The sequence below is a fragment of the Christensenella sp. genome (assembly GCF_034927525.1).
Lineage (GTDB): Bacteria > Bacillota > Clostridia > Christensenellales > Christensenellaceae > Christensenella.
Map to the genome: position 1 here is coordinate 1 of NZ_JAYFPU010000220.1, position 2,954 is coordinate 2,954.

Annotated in this window: 4 protein-coding genes; all 4 read right to left on the reverse strand. The window is 53.1% G+C overall.

The window, feature by feature from the left end; translation table 11 throughout:
• A partial coding sequence (locus VB081_RS09145) for a cation transporter (protein ID WP_323400512.1) occupies positions 1-546 on the reverse strand: 546 nt, incomplete at its 3' end.
• A gap of 117 nt (positions 547-663) precedes the next feature.
• Positions 664-927 (reverse strand): metal-sensing transcriptional repressor, encoded by a 264-nt coding sequence (locus VB081_RS09150; RefSeq protein WP_323400513.1) that lies wholly within the window; start codon positions 925-927, stop codon positions 664-666.
• Positions 928-1,393: 466 nt separating this feature from the next.
• The gene (locus VB081_RS09155) at positions 1,394-1,894 is read right to left on the reverse strand and encodes a DUF6933 domain-containing protein (RefSeq protein WP_323400514.1); all 501 of its coding nucleotides are present in this window, start codon (positions 1,892-1,894) and stop codon (positions 1,394-1,396) included.
• Between the two features lie 171 nt (positions 1,895-2,065).
• Positions 2,066-2,947 (reverse strand): AraC family transcriptional regulator, encoded by an 882-nt coding sequence (locus tag VB081_RS09160; protein ID WP_323400515.1) that lies wholly within the window; start codon positions 2,945-2,947, stop codon positions 2,066-2,068.
• Positions 2,948-2,954 lie beyond the last annotated feature (7 nt).

The window sequence follows — 2,954 nt, forward strand, 5'->3', positions numbered from 1 at the left end:
CAGGGCCGCCCCGGAGCCCACGGCAATGAGACTATCCATATTAGGGGCACGGTGGAATAGGGTCTTAAACCCCGTGCTGTAGTACTTCCGATTGACCACCACCACCGGCAGGGTAAGGAGGAACTGGGTAAAGGCAAAGGATACCGAATTCTCCATTCCCGTTAAAAATCCTGGCAGAGGCAGACCCACCATACTTCCCATAGAAACATACATCAGCGGAATAAGGAAGGCAAAGGACACGATAATTCGATGCTTCATTTCTTTAATGGCCATCTCCGCCACATTGGTGGGGTCTGCCTGGGTGACCTTGCTGCCACTTCCCGGCGTGTTCACCTCCACCGGGACGGCACCATAGCCCGCCTTCTCCACCGCCGAGACTATCTCCTGGGGGTCCACCGCATCGGGGTTATAATCCACCACCATGGAATTGGTCAACAGATTCACCGCCGCCGTCTCCACCCCTTCCAAATCACCCACTGCCTTCTCCACCCGGGAGGAACAGGAGGAACAGGTCATCCCTGTTATATCAAACCGTTCTTTTTCCAATGTTGTTACCTCAATTCTCAAAAAATTCCACGACGATGCTGTCCAAAACCTGGACCCACAGACGTCCGTCATATGAATATAGTCCGTGTCGACTTGACGCGAACAGCTCTCCTGTGCCTACTTCATAATTTTATCCAACGTGGCCACCAGCTCGTCCACCTTCTCCTCCATCTCCTCGTCCGTCCGGGCATTCTTGACACAGGATTTCAGATGGGCGGCGAGCACCTCCTTATTGGCCCGGCGTAAAACCGATTGGGACGCCATCAACTGATGGGAAATATCCATACAGTATCGATCCTCCTCCACCATTTTAATAATCCCATCAATCTGGCCCCGGGCTGTTTTAAGGAGCCGAAGCACCTTCTTTTCATCTGCTTTCATTGATTTTCCCTCTTTCTACTCCCATTCATTCCGACACCCCCCGGGGGTGTCTGTGCTTGTAATAATAAACCCTCCTGAACATTCTGTCAAGGAGGGTTAACTTTTTTAAGGTGATTTTATTTTTTTCGGCTTCCGGGGTTTTTGCACCGGGATAACCGTCTTTAATATCCCAATAACCGACTGGCACAGGGGCACATCCTCAATATCCAGGATGTAGTGGACCTTGGCTCCCTCGTAGGGTTTCCCGGTCTCTGCCCCGGCCAATACGCCTTAAACCTCGGGGAGCATCTTCACATACACCGTGTTATCGCATACCAGCAGCACCGGCCGATCCTCTACGTAGACCATGTATTCCCCAAACATCTTACGATATGAGTATTCGAATGAATATAAGCATTTTTTGACCTCCATTAGTCATAAAAACAGGCGCGCTACTGGCTACGGCTAGGGTGACCCGTTTATCAATTTAAACTAATGCTTGTAACGCCTCCCACATCAGCTCTTCTGTACCGCGATAATCAAAATATTTAAAGGGCATCCTGTTCAACCAACGGCTCTGCTCCCGTTGGAACTGTTTCTCCGTTACCAATGACAGGGGCCGCCACAGATAATGTTTCACCATATGGTTTAAGCCAGCCACCGGACTTCGACCATGGGTCTTCGTCCACAGCGCGGGTCCCGCCTGATTAAAATAATTGGAGACAGCCCTATCTCCTGCTCCAATATCCCTCAAAGCCGTCTCAATGCCAGAGGACACCACCGCGGTTAGATTCTGCCACTCCCCGGGTGCCATATTCCCCAGCACCACGGTAAATCGATTTTGAGCATTGACAATAAAAAGACGTTGGGACTCCAACGCCTCAACAACGTGGACCTCCCAACAAAAAAGTGCATTGTCCTCGATGCCGTAGGGAGGCGCCGAAGCCTTTATGAATTTTTGCAGTGGAATGGTCATTCCGAGTTCCATGGACACCTCCTCAATTGATCCCCAGGCCTCTAAGGCCTTACAGCGCCGATGCTCACCGGTTGAAGCTCCAAAATTATAAGGTTTATTATACCACCAATCCCCTATTTATCCAAAAATAAAGGCAAGCCCCCAACCCGACGGTCGGACACCTGCCTTTTCATTTTGAATCCATTACTCTACTGCTTTCACCGCCCGCATCTCAATATACCCCCGCTCTCCTCGAGGCTCCAGCTGGATCCGGGGCTGGGTATCGTCCCAGGCGTAGCCGATGAGGCTGGGGTCGTAGCGGTCCATGGCCTTCTGGAGGGCGAGGATGGCCTCGCAGTAGTCTTCCTCGGGGAAGGGCTCACCCTGGAATACCAGGTATTGCTCGGCGGGCAGGGTAATGGTATCGAAGCCCTCGGGGATGGAGCCGTTGTAGTCCGCCGGGACTTCGACCCCCTGGACGTAGGTGGAGGTACCGGGGGTCTTATAGGACTCGGGCAGCCACAGGCACACCGGTTCCCCTTCCAGGCTATCCATACTCAACAGGGTGCCCCACACCTCACAGCCCACCTCTTCACAATAGGCGAAGTACTCCGTCGCGGCGATCCCCCGCTTGATGATGACCTGCCGTTCTGGCTTTTCCATGACCTGCACGAAAACGCTTTGCAGTTTTTCCATGTCGATTTTTTCCTTTCGCAATGCTCGAAATTTCACACCATAGGGAACAAAGAGGGTGATGGGAATGGGTGAGCGGGCGTAGGCCCCGGGGTTACAGCCGAACTCCCGGTGAAAGGCTCGGGTGTAGCCATCGGCACTGCCAAAGCCTAAATCGAAGGCCACATCAGTGACCCGACTGCCCGCCGCCTTCAGCCGCAGGGCGGATTGGGCCAGTCGGAGCTTCCTTATATACTCCGCTGGGGTGAACCCCGTGTGAGTCCGAAAGAGCCGGTGGGCGTAAAAGGGGGAAAAGCAGGAGACCCGGGCTAAATCCGAGAGGGTGATTTCCTCTGTCACATGCACCCCGATATAATCCTGCATCCGCTGTACCGCTTCAGTCTGTTCATCCATGTCCTCA